Below are 20,558 nucleotides of genomic sequence, written 5' to 3'. Positions count from 1 at the left end.
AGCGCACTGCACCAGCCCTGAAGCAGACCATGCTCCCTCCCTTCGCTCGGCGTTCTGACGCACCCATTGGCTCACAGGTTCCGTCGAGGCCGGGCAGAACCGATCCACCACCAGACGGCTGAGATCCACCACCGGAGCAGGGGAGTTCTTGAAACTGCGCCTATAGCCACCAGCGGCAAGTCCGGATGCCGCTGTCGAGTTGGCCGGGCCCAGGTCTCAGACCGGCTTGACCATGAAGAGGCACGGATTCGCTTCACCCCAAAGGTTCGTCTCCTCGAGCGGGAGGAACCCAGCCTGCTCGTAGAAGTGACGGGTGCGCGCGTAACCGGGGTCCGGGTGTGAGCTGCCCAACGTCTTCACCTCGAGCAACTGAACACCGCGCTCCCTTGCGTCTTCCTCGACGGCCCGGACCATGGCGGTTCCGACACCCTGACCGTGACGGTCGCGGTCGACGACCATGAGGTGGAGTTCCGCCACGTGCGGGAAGTGCCTATCGACCAAGGTGAGCCCGATGACGTTGCCGTCGTCATCGCGGACCGTCCAGGTCTCCTTAGTACGAGCCGCTTCGATGTAGTCAGCGTTCGCTTCCGGGAGACCGAACCACTCAGGCACCTCCGCCAGAAGTCGCTTCGCCGCTTCCGGCACCTGCAGGTCCCGGCCACAGATCCATCCCATGGACTGAGCCTGCCAGAACGCACGGCCCAAGGACACGTGATTGCCGGCTCGAGCAGAAGTGCTCCGCGGAGCGCCCCAACCCTGCGCGACCTACCACCAGCGGCAAAGTAGTGCGTCTTTTCCGCTCAGACTGGGCGGCCGGGACGTGTGTTCTGCCACTCGATGGTCGTCTGAACGGGCTCACCCCCGTGGTGGGTGGCCATCAGGTGTGAATCGTGATTGGTCGCGTCGGTCTCGGCCGTGATGTGGGTGACGCCCCTGGCGTGCAAAGTCCCGGCGATCTGCTGGACGAGGGCAAGCGCCAGTCGGGTGCGGCGCCAGGGTCGCGTGACCCCGATGCACCCTAGTCTCGGCTCGGGGGAACGGTTCCAGACGCGGATGAGTCCGTCCAGACTTCCGCTCATCGAGTGCTGAGCCACCAGGTACAGGGCCGGATCGAACTCTGGGTCGTCCAGCGATGCGGTGAGCTGCGCACCAGTGCCCACCCACCCACCAGTTCCGGGAATGTCGCGCCGGATGCTGTTGTCCAGGGCTGCGACGGAGTGCGCTTCCAACGAGGTCACGGGGACGATCCGATGCACCGTCCGCACGGACAATCTTGCCAGGAGTCCCGCCACCGGTAGCCTCCACACTGTCTCTGACCTCGCGGGCGTGAATCCGGCCCGGCGCAACACCGAATCGACCTCAACGCTCTGACCGCCTGGCCGGGACACCAGCAGCGCACCGCTGAGGTCCGCGGTCACCATAGACAGCAGAGCCGCCCATGCCGTGACATGGTCTTCCGGCAACCGGATCGACCAGGCCCCGTCAGGACGCTGCAGGGCACTCATGACCGCTCCGTCCTCCGTGGACCAGCTCCTCACCCCGTCGAGGTCGTTCATGTCCGCATCCTCGCGGACTGGCCGTCGTTCAAGCCACTGCTTTACCTGGGAGCCTCACCCCCAAGGCAATGGGCCACCAACACGCCCCGGCTCAGCGGCAGGCCCTCCGCGCAGCGACACGACCGCGGCATGACAGGACGCGCCACTGAGACGACGGGCCACAATGGGAAATGGCTGTGGACGAGCTGGAGACGGGTTCGACCTACGACGTGGTCGCGGACGTGTACGCGGACCACTTCAAGGGCACGGAGGCCGAGCAGCCACTGGAGCTTGCCATGATCGAGCACTTCGCGGCCCTGCTTCCGCGGCCGCGGCTGGTACTTGACGCCGGGTGCGGGGCCGGTCGCATGATGCCTCACCTGGCTGCCTACGGATGCGAGGTGCAGGGCGTCGACCTGCCGGTAGGGATGATCCGTCGTGCCCAGAGGGACCACCCAGGCTTCGTCACCACGGTCGGCAGTCTGACGAAGCTAAAGTACCGGGACTCGTCGTTCGATGGTGTCTTCTCCTGGTACTCCACGATTCACAGTCCCGATGAGGATCTGGAACTGATGGTCGGCGAGTTTCGCCGGGTCCTGCGACCGGGTGGTTACCTCTTGCTGGCTTTCCAGTGCGGGGATGAGAGAAGGGAAGTAGTCAAGGATTTCGCGACCGAGGCTTCGACGTCACGTTGCACAGCCGACTCCAGGCTGCCGGACTGACCCACGTGGCCCGGGTGGAGCGCGAGCCTCTAGCAGGTGAGGGAGGCCCTCAGGCCGTCATCATCGCCGGCAAGCCCTGACTTCGGCCACTTCTGTCGGCGGGTGAACTCGGCGGCGCGCTGACCTGCAGGTTCTGGGCGGGGTCCGGTGGAAGTTGCGCACTAAATTGTGCGGCTAGCCTTGACCGGTGCCCTACGTCCGGACGGTGAAGACTGCCTCGGGCAAGACGGCCGTGCAGATTGTGTGGTCCTCGACGAAGGGCTCGAGGCAGATCGAGCACCTGGGCTCGGCCGCCACTGAGGCTGAGGTCGAGCTGCTCAAGGCCGCGGGGCGGCAGAAGCTGCTCGCCGGGCAGGGCGAGCTGGACCTGGGGATCCAGCCGCCACCGCAGGCCGGCGGTCCGCTGCACATCACGTCCTCGCGGATGAGTCACCTGTGGGACTCGCTGTCTGCTGCGTACGACGCGCTCGGCTTTGACACCGCGGCTCAGGATGAGGTCTTCCGGCAGCTGGTGCTGGCCCGGATCATCGAGCCCACCTCCAAGGCCGACGCTCCCCGCGTGATCGCCGAGGCTGGCATCACCCCGGCCTCGGACCGCACGATCACCCGCCGGCTGAACCTGTACTCGGCGATCGGTTTTCGTGAACAGCTCGCCGCAGCGTGCGCAGCCCAAGTGAATCTCGGCCCGGCCACGTTGGTGCTGTACGACGTGACCACGCTCTACTTCGAAACCGACGAGGGCGACGGGTTTCGCGAGCCAGGGTTCAGCAAGGAACGACGGCTGGAGCCTCAGATCACCGTCGGACTCCTCAGCGACGCCAACGGTTTCCCTCTGATGGTGCACGCCTTCGAGGGCAACAAGGCAGAGACGAAGACGATGCTGCCGACCCTGCGTGCGTTCATGGAAACCCACGGTCTGCACGACGTCGTCATCGTCGCCGACGCCGGCATGGTGTCCGAGTCCAACATGGACGCCATCGAAGCCGCCGGGCTGTCCTACATCCTGGGCGCCAAGATGCCCCGCGTCCCGTACGTGCTCGAGCAGTGGCGCAAGGACCACGCCGACCAGGATGTCCCGGACGGGCTCACGCTGACCGCCCGCTGGCCCGGCGGCCCCTCGACCAAGGGGAGGGACGCGACGACGTTCTACCAGTACGCCCACGACCGTGGCCGGCGCACGATCAAGGGCATCGAGGCCCAGGTCGCCAAGGCTGAGGCAGCCGTGGCCGGCAAGGCGTCGGTCAAGCGCAACCGGTTCGTCCAGCTCGCTGGTGGCACCCGCTCGGTGAACCGCGAGCTAGAGGAGAAGGCGAAGGCCCTGGCGGGCTGGAAGGCCTACGTCACCAACCTGCCCGACCCCGACGCCGAGCAGGTCATCGGCTCCTACCGACGCCTGTTCCAGATCGAGCGGTCCTTCCGCATGGCCAAGTCCGACCTGCGCGCCCGACCGATCTACCACCGCAAGCAGGACTCCATCGACGCCCACCTGACCATCGTGTTCGCGGCCATGGCCGTCGCGCACTGGGTCGAGCAGGCCACCAGCTGGTCCATCAAGCGCTTCGTCAAGACCGCCCGCCGCTACCGCACCTTCACCATCGCCGCTGGCGAGCACACCATCACCGCCGTCGACCCAGTCCCCGACGACCTCGCCGAGGCCCTCGACCGCATCAAGGACCGCTCACAAGCGCACTAAATTGGCCGAACTCCGGACCCACGTGGCCCGGGTGGAGCGCGAGCCTCTAGCAGGTGAGGGAGGCCCTCAGGCCGTCATCATCGCCGGCAAGCCCCCCAATTAGGCACTTCACCCCTCGCGGCAGTTGCGGATGCTCTGATCTGAGGCTTGGCCCCAGGGGGCCGGGACGCTTCGATGGGGCACCTCGCCAGACGTGCGTTTGCGAAGAGCGCCCGGTGCGTAGACATGAACACCCGCAACCGTGGCACGGTTCTGCAAGTGGCAACTCGCCATACGCCGCGTCCTAGACTGCTGGCGCGTGGGTCGAATTCACACCTCCAGCGTCTTGACTGAATTAGAAGTAAGGTAGTCATCCACTCGGCTCACGATCTCCTTCGAGTAAATGCGACCCTGGACACGCTCGTCTGAAGACAACACAATGCTTCTATTGTGTGCCACTGGGGTACGATATTTAGCCAGCGCGGCGAACCGAGTTTGCCAATACTTCTTGTCTCCTCCCGTAAAAACGGGGGCAAACAAATCCCAGTGCCGGGAGATTATCACCCACAAGTCATGTGGGTAGGTGTAGGCCAACCAATGCACACTCCGACCAAACTTCCTCTGGTCCTCCTGCATAAGAACTGCGGCGCGATCAAAGGTCTGACGGACCATGCCGTCCTTGGCTTTGACCTCATCATCCCAATCTGAACCCAGGGCAGAACTGAACACGAATTCGACTATTGAGCGCGCACGAACTTCTGCCGCCCCCAGTACGCCCCACGGATTCATGTCACGTGTGTTGAGTCTGACTAGATCGCAAAAGACCTCATGTTCGGCCAGCGCCGGCCTACCACCCTCACCCGTACCAACGATCCCCATGGACTCCAAGCGTAAACGCTCTCGAAATAGATCCTCGACCACGGGGCCCAAGATCAACTGGGCCGCAGGTGCCAACAGTTCCAGTTCATCTAGATACCCCACCAGGCGCCCCATAACGTGCGCCACTTGATTGTCAACTGCAGGTCCACCATGCTTATCGGGGCGGGCTCCCAGCCAGTAATTCACAAGCACGGGATGCCCGCCAGACCACTCGAGGCATGCTCGCAAATCCTCATGTGAGCACTCACCCGCCTGCTCCCAATCTGCGGTCAGGTCTTCAAACTCCACAAGGCCCAGGTACTCCACGAAGCAGACGCTGGCCAAAGTCGATATACCTACGACCCCGACCTCAATAGATTCGAGCGATCTCCTCGATACAATCATTGCGTTGCAGTGGAGAATCCTCGGGCGGTGAATAAGTTCCCGCATGATAGGCAGGAATTGAGCCGCATCTGGCCATCTCCCAACCGCATCGAACTGATCCAGAATGAGAGTCCAGAGCGCTTCCCGGTGGGTCAACTCCGCGCGCACACTTCGCCAGGCTTCGTGTAAGCTGCGCCCTTCGTTTGCTTCGGTGACCGTCATCCCCAGATGGCTAGCCAGCTCGCTCAAGAAGGCACACCCAGAGGTCAAGGTAGACATGTCTAACCGCGCCACCTGGCGCTCCATGCTCTGCAGCCGCACCTCGACAAGGTCGGCCAACCGCGACTTGCCGTACCCCGGTCCACCATGGAGCGCAACGTTGCCTCCTTGTAGAAGTCCAGCTAGCCGCTCTACCGAGTCCAGACGTCCAGTCATGAGCAGTTTCTCCTCAAATATTCGGCGAAGAGCAGCACGCGAATCTGCGCTCGCCCGTCCTTCTCATTGACGACATGGCGGACGCAGAGGTCCTTATAGGCCCGTTCCTGGTCGTGCGACAGTGCCAGCTCATCAACTGGCACGGGGGTGTTTTGGCCACCGGACACGACAGCAATGCGTCGGAGCACCTCGAAGGATGTGTCGCTCACTTCATCTTCATCCGGACTGGAAAACTCGTCGCGGAGGTCGTCCAGGAGCACTCCTGTGTTGTCCGCGGATAGAAGACAGTCGAAGATGTGATAGTCCAAAGCGCGGGGCCCTTCAATCAGTGATTCAACGGCGCGCTCGATGTCCGACTCAGCGAAGTCAACACGATTCTCGGCATTCGCGATTGCGATGAGCCGATCGCAGAGTATCTGTGTGAAGAACGGATGCCCATCTGTATAGGAAGGAACGTAGGAAAGGCTATATCCGTTAAACCGCGAGGAACCATCCTCGTGGAGGGTGGGAAGTTCCGCGAGTTTCATTGTCTCTTCGTGCGTTAGGTAGTCCAGTCGACTCGTGCGCATGACACTGAATTCGTTGGGGAAAGCTCTGAGGAAGTTCGGCATCGTATCCTGGCCCACAAGAAGCGCTGAGAAAAGGCGAGCCTCGAGGAGGCCCTTCCATTGTCGCATGAAGTCCCGCAACTGGTTATTCTCGCTGACTTGGACTCTCGGCCGCCGCAGAATCTCATAGAGGTACGTGAATTCGTCAGCAACGATAGCGAACTTGGGTGAGTCCATTCCCGACTGTATAAGCAGGCCCTTGGCCGCTCTGACTGCTAGACGGAAACTCCGTAATGGTGCTCGTTGTACCTCACTTTGGGAGGGCCAGCGCGTCAACAGGTTCTCAAAAACATCGGCTCGAAGCTTTTCTCCGACCTGCAGACGGTATTCGTCGAGCACCTCCGCGATGAAGCTCGCAGTTAAGTCATGCCGGTCGATGGTCCCCATTGAGACGTCCGCGACGATGACTCCGCGCTCTACCAACTGGCGCTTGACCTGCTCCATCAGGCTGGTCTTTCCTGTGCGTTTCTGTCCGTAGAGCGCGAAGCAGCGGCCAGATGTCGGCTCGCTCAGTAGATCGGTTATCTCGTCTACAAGACCGTCGCGCCCGAAAAACATGCGAGCGTCGTCGACCGGTACGCCCCCCGCGTAGTCTCTGAACGGGTTATGAATAGGCTTGTGCACTTCAGGTGTGCGAATGTGGATCGCGAGATCCTGGGTCGGTGTTTCCAGCGCATCCGCCACGACGCCTTGATATATCAAATGGGCGGTGACTTTCAGTTGGCCGCGCGCCCCCTGGCGCCGTTTGTCTTTCATGCGGATTTCGATCACGGAGGTGTCGCCCGGGCGTAGTTCATCGAGAACGGGCGAGGTGCCGATGACGGAAAGGGAGCGACAGCGGTCAATTCGTACGGCGAGCTGTCGTGCCGGAACGCTCGCTCGGTCTAGAGCCACGCGAATAGGAAGGACGAACTCGCCCCCCGCTTCCACGGTCACATGTACAGTGTGCTTGACCACGATTCGGGGTTGAGGTTCGTATCGCATGGCAAATTTTGTCCATGCTGTCTCGTCAGCTTCAGCTAAGGACTGCATGATGGCATGAATGCGTGCCTCTATGGATCCAGGAGTCAGGTTCGGTCGCTGGCCCTGGTAATTGCTTATGTGCCGTTCGAGCTCGCTGCGCAGCGGCCATGACCTTTCGACCCCCTGTGTTTGGCGACGGCGAAGCATCAACTCAACTGTGGTGCGAAGGCTGTTCACTTGAGGAGAGAGGGCTCCGCCCGATTCGTGCTCCAGAGCCAGTAGCGCTTCATTCACCTTCCGCAAGAAGTCCGGCTGGAGTCGCCCAGTGCGCTTCTCAAGGAGGTCGAGAATGCCAGCGATGTTGGTCAGCGCCGGTCGGCTCGCTGTAGCGGTGTGGAGTGGTGGCGCAGGGGGCCGACTGGCCACATGCATACTGAGGACCGCCGAGAACGGTATGTGGAGCACGCGCCCGTCCTCCAGCGTCACGGATGCCTTATCGATCGATGTGGAGTTCAGACGGCCAGTGACTGTGTACTGCTGCTGGCTGCCGCGCAGCCGTAGGACGACGTCCTGCCCAGGCGCGGGCACTTCCAGTTTCTGCAAGTTTCCCCCTCGAAGCGCGTGGAGCGGCGGGTGTGTGTTCCTTAGAGGCAAGGCACTAATGGTCGCATGCTCCATGTGCGCCTGCACACGTACTATGCCACGTGGGGGGAGAAGCACTCTGCAGCCGTCCAAACGTCGGCTGGCAAGCGTGTTTCCGTGCGCGTCGATCCCTTTCTCGCCGGTACCCGTCGGGACGTACCGACCTCGCCCACCGTCTGCAACTGGCATGTCCGACCGCGAGCAGCAGTTCGTTAAGCCTTCGCCCATCGCCGTGTCGGGGCTCCGTCGGAACGCGACCGTCGGCCTGTACTCGGCGTGCCGGGCGCTACTGGGGCGCCCGCCAACCCTCCGGACATCGGCGGATGCGAGACGTACTGCCCACGGCACCGTGCGGGTCACAGGCATGCGCTTGGGAGCGCGCACGACTCGGCCGAGTCATGCGCGCGGGTGTATCGATGGCGAGAGAGGTCCGTCCAGATGCAGCGGCTATCTCACGACCAACCCGTCCTCCGTTGCACGACAACATAGCCGGCACCGCTGCCCCTGAACCGCTGCATCACCCACTGGAAGCGACGCTCCGAGATCTGTCCTAACGGACGGGGGGTCGATTGTAGTCGATGTGCTTCCTCATGTGCACAGGACGATTGATGTACCCCCGCGATCCCGAGCGCCGCACCTGAGAGTCGTTCCCTGCTATGTCCGCCGCGCTCGGAGTGGCTGTCATGATTGAGTTCCGTACGACGACCGACCAGCCGTGCTGCTGATAGAACCTCCCTAGCTGGCTGTCGTCCGTCACCAGAGGTAGCCCCGTAACTTGGGAGGTGGCAGCCACCAACATATCGTTCATGGTGTTTCGCCTCGTCCCTTTAACGTGGATTTGCGCTTTGACGAATAGGTCCGCAAGAAGCACGCCGTGGGCGGCTATTTCCTCGTCAAGCGGAAGGACTGCATCGATTTGATTGCGCAGGAACTCCCACTTGTCGAGCACTGGTTTCAGCATCCGTCGATGGAGCCCCTGCGAGGCATAAACGCGTAGCAGGCCGTCGTGCCCACGTTCGTGTGCGATCGCGAGAGCTGCATGACCCAATTCGAGCGACTCAGGGCGAAGAAGGGAACGAGGCACAACCAGACGATCGGCCCCCTTCGAGACAGGGAACTTCTTCGCGTGATCGACCATCCAACTGCGGCCGGGAGTGTGAATAAGTAGAGGAAGTGCGTATCTGTAGCCCGTCTCGTGGGCAGACTTCTGCATGCCCAGCAGCTCCTGCGCCGACACTGAGGACGTGAACCAGCGCCCGTTGATGTGCTCTTGGATCCGTTCTGGAGACAAGAAGTTGGTATCCAGCAGGAACATGTCTTCAGGGTAGACGCAGGGGCGCCGCCCACTGGCTCGAACGGCCATGCAGAGCCAGGAGGTCAGCGTCGGACCGTGTCTCGTCCGGAAGAACGGCCAGCACCTTCGACGCGTCCACCCTGCGCCACAGTTCCTGACCGGAGCGCCCAGACGGGCTAAGTACGGCGGTAAGGCGACCTGCAGCAAGGACCGGTCGGAGATGCCATTCCAACCCTAGGTGTTCCTCCCGCTCCCTCGGGCCAGCCGGGCACGACACAAGGCGCAACGCAGGGGTCAGGCCGGCGGTAGCGAAGGGCAGCCCTACACATCCTCTATTCGGCGGAGTCGTGATGTACCGCCCTTCCGCGGCTTGCCGGTTGAGCTGGTCGGCGTCGTCAGACGGCTCGGCTGCGGTCTTGTAACCAACGGCGTCGGTCGATGATCTGCTGCGTGCGTTCTGGCAGGTCTGCTGGTGGCATGTCGGGGTCGTCGGTGCGGTTGCACACCTGCTCCTTCAGAAGCTGGACGGCCTGGTGTGTGTGGCCCTCTCGGGCGGTGATGGCGGCCAGGTCGAGGGTAGTGATCTCCTCATACGGAGCTGCCAGGTGCGCGACCTGGGCTGCGGCTCGGGCACCGGGCAGGTCACCGATGGTGAGGTCATGGGTGGCAACGACATGGGCGACGTCGACCACCGCGCAGACCATATGGTGATCGATGCGATCACCCTCGTACAGCCAGGCCCACCCGCCGCGGCGCAACTGGCCGAACGGGGTCCCTTCGACCAGACGCAGCGCTTCCTTGAGGTCGGCGATCCCTGCGGGACCGCCGCGGGCTTCGGCCCGGACTCGCAGCCGGCGGAAAAGGTCGACGTCGACGAGTACCCCCAGGACCTGGTAGACGTTGCCGCCGCGTTCTCGTGCCGCTGGGCTGTCTTGGGCGTGCGGCAGGTGAAGGGTCCCGTTAGCCGGGTCGGTGCCTAACCACTCGCGGCAGCGGTTGATGTAGTCCCGTGTCTTGGCCTGCGTGATGCCAAAATCCTCTGCGATCTCGGCGGTGGTGACTCCGCCTGGGTGCAGCGCCAGGTAGGCCAGCAACTCGGTGACGTAGGCCTTGCGCTCAACCAGCGGCCGGCCCCACGTCCGTGCCCGCACCGGCCCCAGCAGCCGCAGCCGCGGCACCCGTGCTTCTTCGTCCCACCAGGCGGCCAGGTCCGCGTCTAGCCCAGGGTCGGCCTGTAGCAGCTGTTCACCTACCGTGTCCGGCACCCCCGGGGAGAGCACGGCCAGGTCCGCGGCGGTCGTTGCCGCCTCGTCCTGGTAGGTGTCGTCGTCCGCCTCGAGCAACGTGGCCGCCACTTTCTCCCCTGTGTCGTGCCGTTCGTACCGCGGCTCCCCCGTCTGTTGAATCTGGGTGGTCTCATCTGCCGGCGCGGCGGCAATCACCTCGTGAGTTTCGGCGTTGGCGGTGGCGTCTTCAGGATGGGCGGCGTCGTCGACCTTGGTGAAACTGTTGGCGAGGATGGCCGCGTCGAGCGTGTTGGTGGGGTCGGGGCGGTGGCGGTCGATGGTGTGCTCGGACAGCAGCGCGCCAGCCTGGTCGGCCCAGGTGCGCCATCCTTGCTCGCGCGTGGCATCTGGGGCGGCGCTTGCGGGTGCGGCTGGGGGTATGGGGATGTCCGACTCGTCCCGGGCGTGGGCCAGCATGGCCGCGCATCCGGCGGCTTCGTCATCGGTCAGGCCGACACCGATGAGGTCTAGGCCCAGGGAGGGCACCAGGACCCGGCCCGTGGCGGTCGCCTCGATACTCAGGCCACCGGCACTGCCCGCCACGACCGGGGTCGCACCGGTGAGCAGCAGGCTGGTACTGGTGCGTCCCGGGTGAGTGGTGATCAACTGCGCCAGGTGCCGGCCCGCCGGACGTTCCAAAGCCGTGGCGGCCTCGATCAGGACGGCGCGGGCGGGCCAGGTGTCCTCGGCCTCCTGTCGGACCCGGGCGGTGGGTACGTTCCAGTCGGGCCCGAGACGGTCGAACACCCCTAGTGCCTCGGTCAGCAGTTTGTCCACGGCGTCTGGGCCGCCCACCCGCAGACGGGCCGGGTTCATCCCGGTGACCTGCTCGGCGATGCCGACACAGTCCAGGCGTACCCCGACCGACCAGGGGTTGACCGCGATCTCGGCGGCCAGGTATCGGGCCAGGTCGGCTACGTACTCACCCGCCCCGGTCAGGGTCACCACCGAGTCCTCTAGGTTCAGCAGCCAGGTCGTTCCGTCATCTTCGGTGCCGATGGTCACCAGCAGGGGGTAGGGCGCTGGCGCGTCGGCTGGCAACGGGCCCACCTCTGCCACTGGTGTGCCGGCCGGCAGGAGCCACCCCAGACCCTCCCCTGTGTCTTGGTCGGTGCCCAGTCCCGTGTCGTCGTCGGTGTGCGCGTTGGGCTGCCACGGGGCGGTCAGGTTGGTCGGGGAGGCCAGGTGCAGCAGGAGGCCGGCCGCGGAGAGCTCGGCGGCGGCGAGAGCGGGTGCTCCGTCGTGGGCGCGGGACGCGCCCAGACGGCGCAGGACCTCATCGAGGTGCTCCAGTGTGGGTGCGGCGGCCGCGCCCTGGGTCTGGAGGGTCTTGTCCACCGGGGCCAGCACCGCTGGTGCCGGCGGCAGCGCACGCCCGGGGCGCCGCTTTCGGGCCTGGGTCCGGCGGGCGCGAGTCAGGGCCATGAACAGTCCGCCGCCCAGTAACGCTCCGGAACCCACGATCCCGTCCAGCACCCACGAGGGGTGCACCCCCTGCGCTTCCCCGGACATGTCCCCGCTTTCGTCCCCATCCGTGGACGGAGACGGTGCTTCGTGTCCGGCAGGTGCGACCAGGCCAAGGGACGTCCCGGCCACGGCCGAGGCTCGCGCGGCGGTGAGAACTGGGCCCTTTGCTGGCCCGCCCGGGTCTGTGTCGGTGTGCGCGGCTGCCGGCGGTGTGGTTCCGGCCCGGGCGGGGGCACCCGTGGTGTCTTGACCGGTGGTCCTGTCCTGATCGCCCGTGGCGGTACGCAGCTTGTCCTCGTGGTCAGGGAAGTTGAACCCAGTGGTGGGGGCGGAGAGGTTCAGCTGCCATCCGGGGTAGATCAGGTCAGGGTCCTGCAAGCGGCGCCCGTCTGGTTGCACGATGGAGCTGGAGGCGTGGTAGATCTCGGGCCACCGGGCGGCTTCGCTCAAGTGCTCAGCAGCCAAGGCGCTCAGGGTGTCCCCGGGTTGCACGACCACCTGCTGGCGTTGCTGCATGGCCTGGTCGGCGGCGGCTTGGGACAGGATCGGTAGCTGCAGCACCTGACCCGGGAAAACCCAGTCCGCACCACGGGTCAACTGCTCCCGGTTGGCCTCGACGATGAGCGGGTAGGCGTGGCCCGACCCTAGGTGGCGCTCGGCGATCGACCAGAGAGTGTCCCCCGGGCAGACCACGTACCTGCTCGTCCGCTCCTGTTCGGGGGCGGTTGCTGTCGGGGCGGTTGTTGTCGTGAGAGCTGGCGTCTTGGGCACGTCCGTGAGGGTCGGGGCAGCGGCCAGCGGTGCTGCAGCTGGCGTAGTGGGGGCGGTCGCTGCCACACGAGCGATGCTGGCCGCGGCAGGCGTTGTACTGACGCCGGTCGGGGTGGCGATGAACAGGGCCAGCGCCGCAATAACTACCGGTCGCATCCCGAACTGCGGCAGCGCCAGCACGGGCAGGGCCGGCGCACGCACCCCACGCAGTGCGCAGAGCGCTTCGATGACGATGCTGACGCTGAGCGCGGCCCAGACGACCCAGCCGAGCAGGATGGCCCCGGTCAGGGCCAGGGTGCCGTCGTCGGGTGCGAGCAGTGCACCACGGATCTGGTCGATGCTGGGGACGCTGGCCGGTAGCGGGTTACCGCCGACAGTCAGCAGCAGGGCGGGTAGCCCGGCCAGGATGCCGGCCAGGAGGAGCAGTGCGCCCAGACCGGTGAGGCGTTGGCGGGTTCTCATTGCTCTACTCCTTCCACGGACCGGGTGATCCGTGCCTGCGCCGAGCCCGTTGCACTCAAGCTGGTGACGCCGATGATGGACAAGAACTTGGTCGGGTAGGTGGAGGTGACGGTGACGGCGATGCTGGTCGGGCCGGTCACGGATGCCGACCCGGCGACCCCGGCCTGGTAGAGGTAGGCCTCGGCGGCGGCTGCGGCGCGGCCGGGGTCGGCCACCACACCCAGGCCGCGGACCCCGGTCGGTGTCTGGACCTCTTGCCCGCCGACCCGGGCGGCCTCGCGGGCGGTGGCGCGGGCCTCCTGCATGGCGTGCAGGTGTCCGGCGACGTCGACGGCCAGGCCGACCATGAGCAGGAACGAGGTCGCCAAAACGATCACGAACACACTGACCGAACCTCGCTCCGTGGCGTCCCTGCGGGTCGCTTTCGGTCTGTGCCTGGTCATGGACGGCTCACCCTTGCCGGGAGCGGTAGGTGTCGATCGGCGAGGCCATGGATGCTTGCAGGGTGCGGTTGCCCGGGATGCCGGGGAAGGCCAGATCCGTCATGTCGACCTGGCAGGACACGGTCACCGTGACCAGCCCAGGAGTGCCGGGGCTGGTCGCGAAGGCGCTGGTGTCCACCGTCACCGACTGCGTCGCGCAGCGCACGCCCTGGTTGGCCAGCGATGCTGACGCGGACGCGGTCGCGGCACCGGAGGCGTCGCCGGCGGAGCGGGCGATAGACGCGGCCCGGGCCGCTTCGGCTGCGGCGGCCTGCACCGCCTGCTGCGCCAAGGCGTACCGGCCGGCGAAGAACACAACCAGCACGAACAGGAGCAGGACCGGGCCGAGGATCACCAGTTCCACCGACACCGCCCCCCGTTCACCCTTGCCGCTGCGTGTGCTCATGGCGAGATCCGCTCCACGGGGAAGCTGGCGGACTGCACGACGGCAGGGTTGAGGAACGGGATGAGGCTCTGGGCCTGGCCGGTGACGGAGATGGTCGCGGTCGTGGTTGACCGGGACCCGGCCACGGCCGGGTCGAGCACGACGCCGGGGCCGGCGTCGGCGACGAACGAGGTGGCTGCCGCGATCCCCGCACCAGCTGTTGAGTTCTCGGCGGCGGCGACGCGGGCTCCTTCCTGGGCCGCGCCGAGGGCGACCGCGCGGGCGTGGAACCACAGCCCGCCCTGCACCATCGCGAACAGCAGCAGGAGCACCAGCGGCAGCAGGACGACGACCTCGACCGAGCTCGAGCCACGGTCCCGGCCGGTGGCACGTTGGACACGCGCCACCGGTCGGGGCCGCGACCTGAGCCGGTGGGTCATCAGTTCAGGCCGGCCAGCTTGCCGGTGGCCCACGTGGTCAGCAGACCGATGATCACGGTGGCCAGCGCGAACAGGCCGAGGGCGATGACGACGGTCTCCACCGAGATCGCCCCTCGTTCCCCGCGGGCCAGGATCTGTGCCCGGACGCGCTGCGGGTAGGTCGCGGCCTGGACGCTGAGCTGGAGTGTGGACTTCTTCATGGTGTTCCCCTTCTTGGCGAGTTGATGTTGGTTGTGACTCTCTGGGTCGGCCGAGCGCGGTGGTGTCGTGTCGATCAGCTCCCCACCATGCGCAGCAGCTGTGGGGTGATGAGGATGAGCAGGAAGATCAGCCCGAGCAGGGTCATCGGTAGCGTCATCCGTTCGCTGACCTCGTTGGCGCGGGTCTTCTGCGCGGACAGGATCGCGGCGCGCATGCTGACTGCGCGGGCCTTCAGCTGGGGGTAGACCCGGCCTCCGTCCTCACCGGAGGAGCGCATGATGTCGGCCAGTTCGTGCAGGTCGGGCAGGTCGATCTCATCGCCCAGGTGGCGCAGCGCGTCCCAGGGGGTGATGCCGGACCAGCGGGTGCGGGCCAGCTCTTCCCGCAGCCGCCGAAACACCCAGGAGTCGCCGGCCGCGGCCGCGGCCTCCATCGCCTGCCGCGGCCCGGAACCGGAGACCATCTCCAGGGCGACCAGGTCGACGAACGCCCCCAGCGCGCGGGCGAACTCGACCCTGGCCTCGCGAGCATCCGTGAGGACGTTGTAGGTCGGGATGAACCACAGCACCACGACCAGCACCAGGGTGGCCAGGACGGGGACGTACACCGGGATAGAGAAGGAGAACATGAGCGTCCAGGCCAGGATCGGGCCGGCCACTATGCCGATGGCGGCGTACAGCAGCTTCTCGCCGTAGAACCGCGTCGGTGTCGTCCCCAGCACGGTCAGGTCGGTACCGACGACCTTGCCCCACAGACCGGTGGGCAGGTGCCGGGCACCCCAGGAACCCAGCACGTCACGGACGTCACCACTCCCTACCTGCCGGGACGCGGTAGTGCCCTGCGTTGCCTGGGCCTGCGGGGCGCCAGCGGGTGACAGCCGGGTCAGTGCCTGTCCCAGGTCCGGGTGGGCGGGGGTGAGCTGGTGCAGGATCAGCGCGAGGCCAGCACCGACCAGGCCGCCAGCGGTGAGCAACAGGTGCAGGACGCTCATGTCGCCCCTTCGCGGACCGTGGCGCCGATGAAGCGCGGCATGGCTTTGGCCTGGGCCATCGTGTGCAGCCAGATCAGCATCCCGGCGTATAGGGCCAGGAAGAGGCCGAGCAGCACCTGTCCGACGGGGCTGCCGTAGGGGGCGATGTAGTCCCCGGACAGGGCGAGGAAGGCCAGCACGGCCAGGGTGATGCCGGTGATCAGGCGCGCGTTGGCTCGTGGTTTGGCCCGGTCGGACTCGATCTCGCGGCGGGCCCGCACGTCCTGTCCCACCGACTCCGCCAGCGCAGCCAGGACCGTGGTCAATCCGCCGCCGCGGCGGCGAGCTCCCAGGGCCAGGTTCGCGGCGATCAGGTCCCCGGTGGGGTCGTCCAGGTCGTCGGCGAACGCGCGCAGGGCGTCCTCGGTGGCCCACCGGGCCCGTAACCGCGCCGTCAGGCGGGTGACTTCCGGTTTGATCGGCTCGGGGGTGGAGCGCAGTGAGCGCAGCAGCGCCTGCTCCAGCCCGACCCCGGCGCCCAGGGTCCCGGCCACGGTGCGCACCCACTCCTCCATCGCTTCCAGACGCGCCACCTCCCGCTGCGCCGGGGGCGCAGCCAGCAGCACCGGGATCCCGGCCAGGGCCAACGGGACAATCGCCACGGCGATCACCCACCCCGTCGACACCGCCACCACAGCACCGACGGCTAGCCCGATGCCCAGCAGCATCCGGGTGCGCGGGCTGACCCGGGTACGCCGCGTGCTGGATCGACGGGGCCGGGCCGGTGGTGCCGGGCGGGCCAGCAGGCCCAGGACCAGGGTGAGAGTTCCGCCGGCGATGAGGGCACCGGCCAGGGCCACGAGCAGGGTGGTCATGCCCCGGTCCCGTCTTGCTCCTGGGTGAACGCGGCCAGGTCGAACCCGAACCGGGCCAGGTCGCGGTAGTCATCGGGCAGCACGTGCGGGTGAGCCGTGGTGGCCCCGGCGTCGGCCTTGAACACGTGGGTGACGGCGTACCCGGTCTGCTCCTCCCCGGATGTGACGGCGATGATCTCGGAGACGAACCGGGACACCTGAGCGGTCCCGTCCGCGGCGGGTCGCGTCTGTTTGGTGACGTGGACCACGACATCGATACCGGCGGCGACGGCGCGCAGCGCGAAGTCGTGGGTGGCGTGCTGCCCGGACTCCATCACGCAGGTCACCAGCTTTTCCAGGGCACCGACGGCGTGGGCGGCGTGCGTGGTGGAGATCGACCCCGAACTGGACTGGACGGCCTTGAGCATCGCGGCTGCCTCGGGCCCGCGGACCTCTCCGACGATCTGCCGGTTCAGGTTCATCCGGAAGCTGCCGTGCAAGGCCTGGTCCAGGCTGTACTGACCGGCCTGCCGGCCGTCCGGGCCGACCTCACCGGAGCCGGGCCGTGCCTCCCAGGCGAACACGTACGGGTGCCGGTCGGGCATCTGGTGCAGGTGCAGCTCGTACTCGGTCTCGAAGGTCCCGATCACCTCGTACTTGGGGATCTCGCCGCACAGCGCCCGCACCATCGTCGTCTTCCCCGCGCCCTGGGCGCCGGAGACCACGATCGAGCGACCGGAGCGGACGGCCGCGGCCAGGAACGACGCCGCCACGGGGCTCAACGTGCCCAGGTCCACCAGGTCCTCCAGGGACACCTCGGTGAGCCGGTGCCGACGGATCACCACCTGCGGGCGCGGTGTCACCCACGCCTGCGCCGCGAGCCGGGCACCGCTGTCCAGGCGCAGGTGCAGCTCGGGATGGGACGGGGAGAACGGGCGAGCGTTGACCTCGGAGCGGGAGGCCACGAAAGACAGGAAGTCGACCAGCTCCTGGTCGGAGTCAGCCACCGCCTGCGCCATCACCTGCCGACCACCGACCAGCTCGACCGTGACCAGGTCGTGGCCGAAGATCATGATGTTCTCCACCTGCGGGTCATCGACCAGGGGCTGCAACCGTCCCAGCCCGAACGCGGCATCGAAGACGGCCCTGGCCAAGGCATCCTGCGTCTGCGGATCCCAGGCGGCTTCGCCGGCCCGCAGCCGCTCAGTGCCTTCCCGGGACAGCAGCTCGGTGATGATCGCCCGTCCCCGCTCCTGCTGAGCCTGCCGGTCATCCTCCCCCGTCGGGGTGCCTTCCTGGCTGAGCCGGTCAGCGGTCTGCTGCCGCAGGCTGGCCACCAGCTCCCAGTCCACCCCGTCCTGCCCCCAGCCGTGCTCGCCCGACCGGCGCACCTCCCGGGCCGGCAACGACACCACATTGCCCACCCGCTCCGACTGCGACGGGACCGGCTGCGGCTGAGTGAGGACGTCGCCCGCGCCGAGAGCACCGTCCACGGCTGTGGCCTGGGGGAAGGTGAACCCGCCGCGGCGGCGGCCCCGGGACGGCCCGTGCACCTGCGCCGGCGTGCCGTCCGGGGTGGATGGTGTGGTGAATAGCGGCAGCCCAGCAGGATCAGAACTGATGGCTCCGCCCGGCTCCGGATCGTAGTCCTCGATACTCACGATGACGCTCCCGTCAGGGCGTGGGCATGGCTCACAATCTGTTGGCGGGCGGCCTCGTCCAGGGTCTCCAGGCTGTGAACGAGCTTGCTGGATTCCAGGCGCCGCACCTGGGCGCCGGCAGAGAACGCCGCAGCGGCTTTCGAGTCCCAGGCCACCGACCCCAGGACCGGGGACCGGCCGCCGCACACCTGGGCCAGGACCTTGCCCACCTCGCCCTGGCTGTAGGGCCGCCCCGGGCCCACGATCACGACCCCGAGCGATGACGCGCCGCCGACGTCCTCCAGCTCGGTGTGCAGGCTCGTCAGCCAGGAACGCAGCGCGGACAGGGACACCAGGTCCGAGCGGCACACCACCAGGGCCAGGTCAGCGCCGTGCAGCAACGGCGCCGGTGACCCGGCCAGGCCAAGACGGCCCACGTCGACGATGACGTCCTGGCCCGTGCCTTCCAGCGCCTTCAACGCCGCCAGCAGCGGCTCCCACAGCCCGGCCAGGCTCCGGGCCTGGACGTGCGACCGGGTCCCCGGCAACAGACCCACCTGAGAACCGGGCAAGGACAGGAGCAGACCAGGCAGCCTGGACCGCAACTGGTCCTGCTGGTGAGCGGTCCACAAATCCAGCAGCGCATCCGGCGGCGCCAGCTGACCACGCAGGTACCCCGCCAGCATGGCCGCGCCACCGGTCGGGTCCGCATCGACCAGCACGGTAGGGCGCCCCCGCGACAGTGCCCACCCCAGCGCGGTCGTCGTCACCCCCGGTGAACCAGAGGCTGACGCGAGCGCGATGACCGCCATCTCAGTCCCCCTCCCGGCTGTCCAGCACCAGCGCCGCCCGGCCCGTCGAGGCCCACCGCGCGATTTGGGCCGCGTCCTGCTCCGCAACCAGGACCGAGACCACGGTCCGCGCGGACTCCACAGAGGCGCTCACCCCGACCACGTTGGCCGGGAACACGGTGTCGGCCGACTCGAAGGTCGCGGGGTCACCGGCCTGACCGGGGGTGGCGACCACCCGTACCCGGTCCCCCACCACCAGCGGTTCCCCCGGCATCAGCTCGGCCGTCAACGCCAGACCTACAACAGACTCCCCAGCACCGGGCAGGACCTCCTGCACGGCCGCGGCAGGAGTCAGCAACGTCCCGGCGGACAGGTCGCGGGCGGCGCGCTGACCGATGAAAGCGTCCAGGTCGGCGGCCGGCACGATCTGCAACGCAGGATCTGCGGTCACCTGGACCGTCATCAGATCGGCGGCAGTGATGGTCTCGCCCCGCATCACCGTGTCGCGCACCGCGACCGCGCTGGTGGTGTCGGTGCTGGACAGGTAGACCCAGACCACCAGCAGGGCACCCATCACCACCAGGCCAAGACCAGCCAGGGCCATCACCGGCCGGCGCCGCAGCTTCGGAGGCGCCGGGACTGCAGCGACCGACATCCCGGGGGCTCCTAGAGCGGGCGGGGATGACCCGCTGGTGCCGCCCTGACTGTCCGCCGTGTCCTGCTTCTTGGCCATGTCCTGCTCCCCATCACTGTGGTTGGTGGCTCCAGGTCTCACCTTCCCGAGCGGGGCGTGCCGCCCCTTGTCGGGCTCTACTGGCTCAGCACCTGTGCCTCCCCCATCACGATCTGGCCCTCACGGACCAGGTCCAGCTCGATCGTTCCCGACTGGCCCATCCCGGCCCAGGTGATGACCCAGTACGAGGTCGCCGTGACCGGGTAGTAGCCCTGTTCCTGGTACCGGTGGCCGCAGTCCGGGCTGTCCAGGTCCTCGAACCGGTCCTCGTACGGTGTGCCTGGGGTCGTGCAGACCACGACCGTCCCATCCCCCATGTCCCACTCGATCCGGTCCACCTGCCCGGTCGCGCTCACCGACCACGGCCCGCTGCTGGCCGTCCGGGTGATCGGACCCCACGTGGAACCGTCCAGGTCCTGGACCCACATCCACGTCGGCAATCCGATCAACCCCACCCGGCCTGGGCCCTGCTCAGGGACGATCCCGATCTCGATCGCCTGCAGGTCCATCGACTCCACCGCCTCTGCAGCCAACTCCGCCGGGTCCGGCGGCGCCCCCCACGGCGGAACTAGTGACCACCGCGGGATCGTGTCTGGCGGGAACGGGTCACTCAACGTGACACCACGCGAGCACCAGAAGATCGCCCCATCCGTACGCCCGTTCCACACCGGATCCGTCCAGCCAGGCTGCGGCGCGGCGTACTTGGTGTAGCAAGCCCACCCGTAAGACCAGTACCAGTCATGGACGATGCACGGAACCTCCTCACCCGTCAGGTAATCGGCGCAGACTGGATCACCCGGTTCGCCTGGGTCCCCGGGCCCCTCCCCCGGAAGAGAGGGATAGTCAGGCGGCGGCGGCGGAACGTAGATGATGCACTGACCGCTACGTCTATCGCGTTGCTTGCACTCCGGTTCAGCCTGAGCCGGGGCGCCGGCGAGGGTTATCAGGGCTGTGCCCATGATC

General features: G+C 66.8%; 18 protein-coding genes. 2 read left to right on the top strand and 16 right to left on the bottom strand.

Features of this window, described 5'->3' with window-relative positions; translation table 11 throughout:
• Positions 1-216 precede the first annotated feature (216 nt).
• Positions 217-675 carry a GNAT family N-acetyltransferase gene (locus ESZ52_RS07670; protein ID WP_131104408.1) on the bottom strand — a complete coding sequence of 153 codons (459 nt, stop codon included), beginning with the start codon at positions 673-675 and terminating at the stop codon, positions 217-219.
• A gap of 125 nt (positions 676-800) precedes the next feature.
• The gene (locus ESZ52_RS07665; protein ID WP_131104407.1) at positions 801-1,556 is read right to left on the bottom strand and encodes a GNAT family protein; all 756 of its coding nucleotides are present in this window, start codon (positions 1,554-1,556) and stop codon (positions 801-803) included.
• 176 nt (positions 1,557-1,732) lie between these two features.
• Between ESZ52_RS07665 and ESZ52_RS07660 the strand changes: the two genes are divergently transcribed.
• Positions 1,733-2,257 carry a class I SAM-dependent methyltransferase gene (locus ESZ52_RS07660; protein WP_238154415.1) on the top strand — a complete coding sequence of 175 codons (525 nt, stop codon included), beginning with the start codon at positions 1,733-1,735 and terminating at the stop codon, positions 2,255-2,257.
• 187 nt (positions 2,258-2,444) lie between these two features.
• On the top strand, positions 2,445-3,950 hold the full coding sequence (locus tag ESZ52_RS07655; RefSeq protein WP_425600040.1) for an IS1634 family transposase: 1,506 nt from the start codon (positions 2,445-2,447) through the stop codon (positions 3,948-3,950).
• Between the two features lie 309 nt (positions 3,951-4,259).
• On the opposite strand, the gene ESZ52_RS07650 is transcribed toward ESZ52_RS07655, so the two are convergent.
• The 14 genes from ESZ52_RS07650 to ESZ52_RS19665 form a co-directional block, all read right to left on the bottom strand.
• The gene (locus ESZ52_RS07650; protein ID WP_131104406.1) at positions 4,260-5,393 is read right to left on the bottom strand and encodes a hypothetical protein; all 1,134 of its coding nucleotides are present in this window, start codon (positions 5,391-5,393) and stop codon (positions 4,260-4,262) included.
• Between the two features lie 209 nt (positions 5,394-5,602).
• A complete protein-coding gene (locus ESZ52_RS07645; RefSeq protein WP_181009892.1) occupies positions 5,603-7,780 on the bottom strand; it encodes an ATP-binding protein in 2,178 nt (725 codons plus the stop codon).
• Between the two features lie 589 nt (positions 7,781-8,369).
• The gene (locus ESZ52_RS07640) at positions 8,370-9,134 is read right to left on the bottom strand and encodes a PIN domain-containing protein (RefSeq protein ID WP_131104404.1); all 765 of its coding nucleotides are present in this window, start codon (positions 9,132-9,134) and stop codon (positions 8,370-8,372) included.
• Positions 9,135-9,508: 374 nt separating this feature from the next.
• The gene (locus ESZ52_RS07635) at positions 9,509-13,099 is read right to left on the bottom strand and encodes a LysM peptidoglycan-binding domain-containing protein (protein WP_131104403.1); all 3,591 of its coding nucleotides are present in this window, start codon (positions 13,097-13,099) and stop codon (positions 9,509-9,511) included.
• Positions 13,096-13,482: a pilus assembly protein gene (locus ESZ52_RS07630; protein ID WP_238160634.1), complete on the bottom strand. Its 387-nt coding sequence runs from the start codon at positions 13,480-13,482 to the stop codon at positions 13,096-13,098. Before ESZ52_RS07630 ends, ESZ52_RS07635 begins: the two co-directional genes overlap by 4 nt.
• Positions 13,483-13,549: 67 nt before the next feature.
• The gene (locus ESZ52_RS07625; RefSeq protein ID WP_131104402.1) at positions 13,550-13,987 is read right to left on the bottom strand and encodes a TadE/TadG family type IV pilus assembly protein; all 438 of its coding nucleotides are present in this window, start codon (positions 13,985-13,987) and stop codon (positions 13,550-13,552) included.
• A complete protein-coding gene (locus ESZ52_RS07620; protein ID WP_238160633.1) occupies positions 13,984-14,373 on the bottom strand; it encodes a TadE/TadG family type IV pilus assembly protein in 390 nt (129 codons plus the stop codon). The genes ESZ52_RS07625 and ESZ52_RS07620 overlap by 4 nt, the downstream gene beginning before the upstream one ends.
• A 32-nt stretch (positions 14,374-14,405) precedes the next feature.
• Entirely contained in the window at positions 14,406-14,606 is a 201-nt protein-coding gene (locus ESZ52_RS07615; protein WP_131104400.1) for a hypothetical protein, read from the bottom strand.
• Between the two features lie 74 nt (positions 14,607-14,680).
• Positions 14,681-15,598, bottom strand: a complete 918-nt coding sequence (locus ESZ52_RS07610; protein ID WP_131104399.1) for a type II secretion system F family protein — start codon at positions 15,596-15,598, stop codon at positions 14,681-14,683.
• Complete coding sequence (locus ESZ52_RS07605; protein ID WP_131104398.1) at positions 15,595-16,452, bottom strand: type II secretion system F family protein; 858 nt, start codon at positions 16,450-16,452, stop codon at positions 15,595-15,597. The genes ESZ52_RS07610 and ESZ52_RS07605 overlap by 4 nt, the downstream gene beginning before the upstream one ends.
• Positions 16,449-18,092 carry a TadA family conjugal transfer-associated ATPase gene (locus ESZ52_RS07600; protein WP_238154417.1) on the bottom strand — a complete coding sequence of 548 codons (1,644 nt, stop codon included), beginning with the start codon at positions 18,090-18,092 and terminating at the stop codon, positions 16,449-16,451. The genes ESZ52_RS07605 and ESZ52_RS07600 overlap by 4 nt, the downstream gene beginning before the upstream one ends.
• Positions 18,089-18,883, bottom strand: coding sequence for a CpaE/TadZ family protein (locus ESZ52_RS07595; protein ID WP_131104397.1), 795 nt, complete (start codon positions 18,881-18,883; stop codon positions 18,089-18,091). The genes ESZ52_RS07600 and ESZ52_RS07595 overlap by 4 nt, the downstream gene beginning before the upstream one ends.
• A 1-nt stretch (position 18,884) precedes the next feature.
• A complete protein-coding gene (locus ESZ52_RS07590; RefSeq protein WP_238154418.1) occupies positions 18,885-19,595 on the bottom strand; it encodes an SAF domain-containing protein in 711 nt (236 codons plus the stop codon).
• A 77-nt stretch (positions 19,596-19,672) separates the two neighbouring features.
• Positions 19,673-20,104 carry a hypothetical protein gene (locus tag ESZ52_RS19665; protein ID WP_238154419.1) on the bottom strand — a complete coding sequence of 144 codons (432 nt, stop codon included), beginning with the start codon at positions 20,102-20,104 and terminating at the stop codon, positions 19,673-19,675.
• Between the last annotated feature and the right edge of the window lie 454 nt (positions 20,105-20,558).

The sequence above is a fragment of the Ornithinimicrobium sufpigmenti genome, assembly GCF_004322775.1.
Lineage (GTDB): Bacteria > Actinomycetota > Actinomycetes > Actinomycetales > Dermatophilaceae > Ornithinicoccus > Ornithinicoccus sufpigmenti.
The sequence above is the reverse complement of the archived record's forward strand: the minus strand, read 5'-3'. Positions and strand labels throughout refer to the sequence as shown.

Excerpts from the sequence above, each read along its gene's own strand:
- ESZ52_RS07670 (WP_131104408.1), bottom strand. The coding sequence starts at position 675 with ATGGGATGGATCTGTGGCCGGGACCTGCAGGTGCCGGAAGCGGCGAAG.
- ESZ52_RS07665 (WP_131104407.1), bottom strand. The coding sequence starts at position 1,556 with ATGAACGACCTCGACGGGGTGAGGAGCTGGTCCACGGAGGACGGAGCG.
- ESZ52_RS07650 (WP_131104406.1), bottom strand. The coding sequence starts at position 5,393 with ATGACGGTCACCGAAGCAAACGAAGGGCGCAGCTTACACGAAGCCTGG.
- ESZ52_RS07640 (WP_131104404.1), bottom strand. The coding sequence starts at position 9,134 with ATGTTCCTGCTGGATACCAACTTCTTGTCTCCAGAACGGATCCAAGAG.
- ESZ52_RS07635 (WP_131104403.1), bottom strand. The coding sequence starts at position 13,099 with ATGAGAACCCGCCAACGCCTCACCGGTCTGGGCGCACTGCTCCTCCTG.
- ESZ52_RS07625 (WP_131104402.1), bottom strand. The coding sequence starts at position 13,987 with ATGAGCACACGCAGCGGCAAGGGTGAACGGGGGGCGGTGTCGGTGGAA.
- ESZ52_RS07615 (WP_131104400.1), bottom strand. The coding sequence starts at position 14,606 with ATGAAGAAGTCCACACTCCAGCTCAGCGTCCAGGCCGCGACCTACCCG.
- ESZ52_RS07610 (WP_131104399.1), bottom strand. The coding sequence starts at position 15,598 with ATGAGCGTCCTGCACCTGTTGCTCACCGCTGGCGGCCTGGTCGGTGCT.
- ESZ52_RS07605 (WP_131104398.1), bottom strand. The coding sequence starts at position 16,452 with ATGACCACCCTGCTCGTGGCCCTGGCCGGTGCCCTCATCGCCGGCGGA.
- ESZ52_RS07595 (WP_131104397.1), bottom strand. The coding sequence starts at position 18,883 with ATGGCGGTCATCGCGCTCGCGTCAGCCTCTGGTTCACCGGGGGTGACG.
- ESZ52_RS07590 (WP_238154418.1), bottom strand. The coding sequence starts at position 19,595 with ATGGCCAAGAAGCAGGACACGGCGGACAGTCAGGGCGGCACCAGCGGG.
- ESZ52_RS19665 (WP_238154419.1), bottom strand. The coding sequence starts at position 20,104 with ATGGACCTGCAGGCGATCGAGATCGGGATCGTCCCTGAGCAGGGCCCA.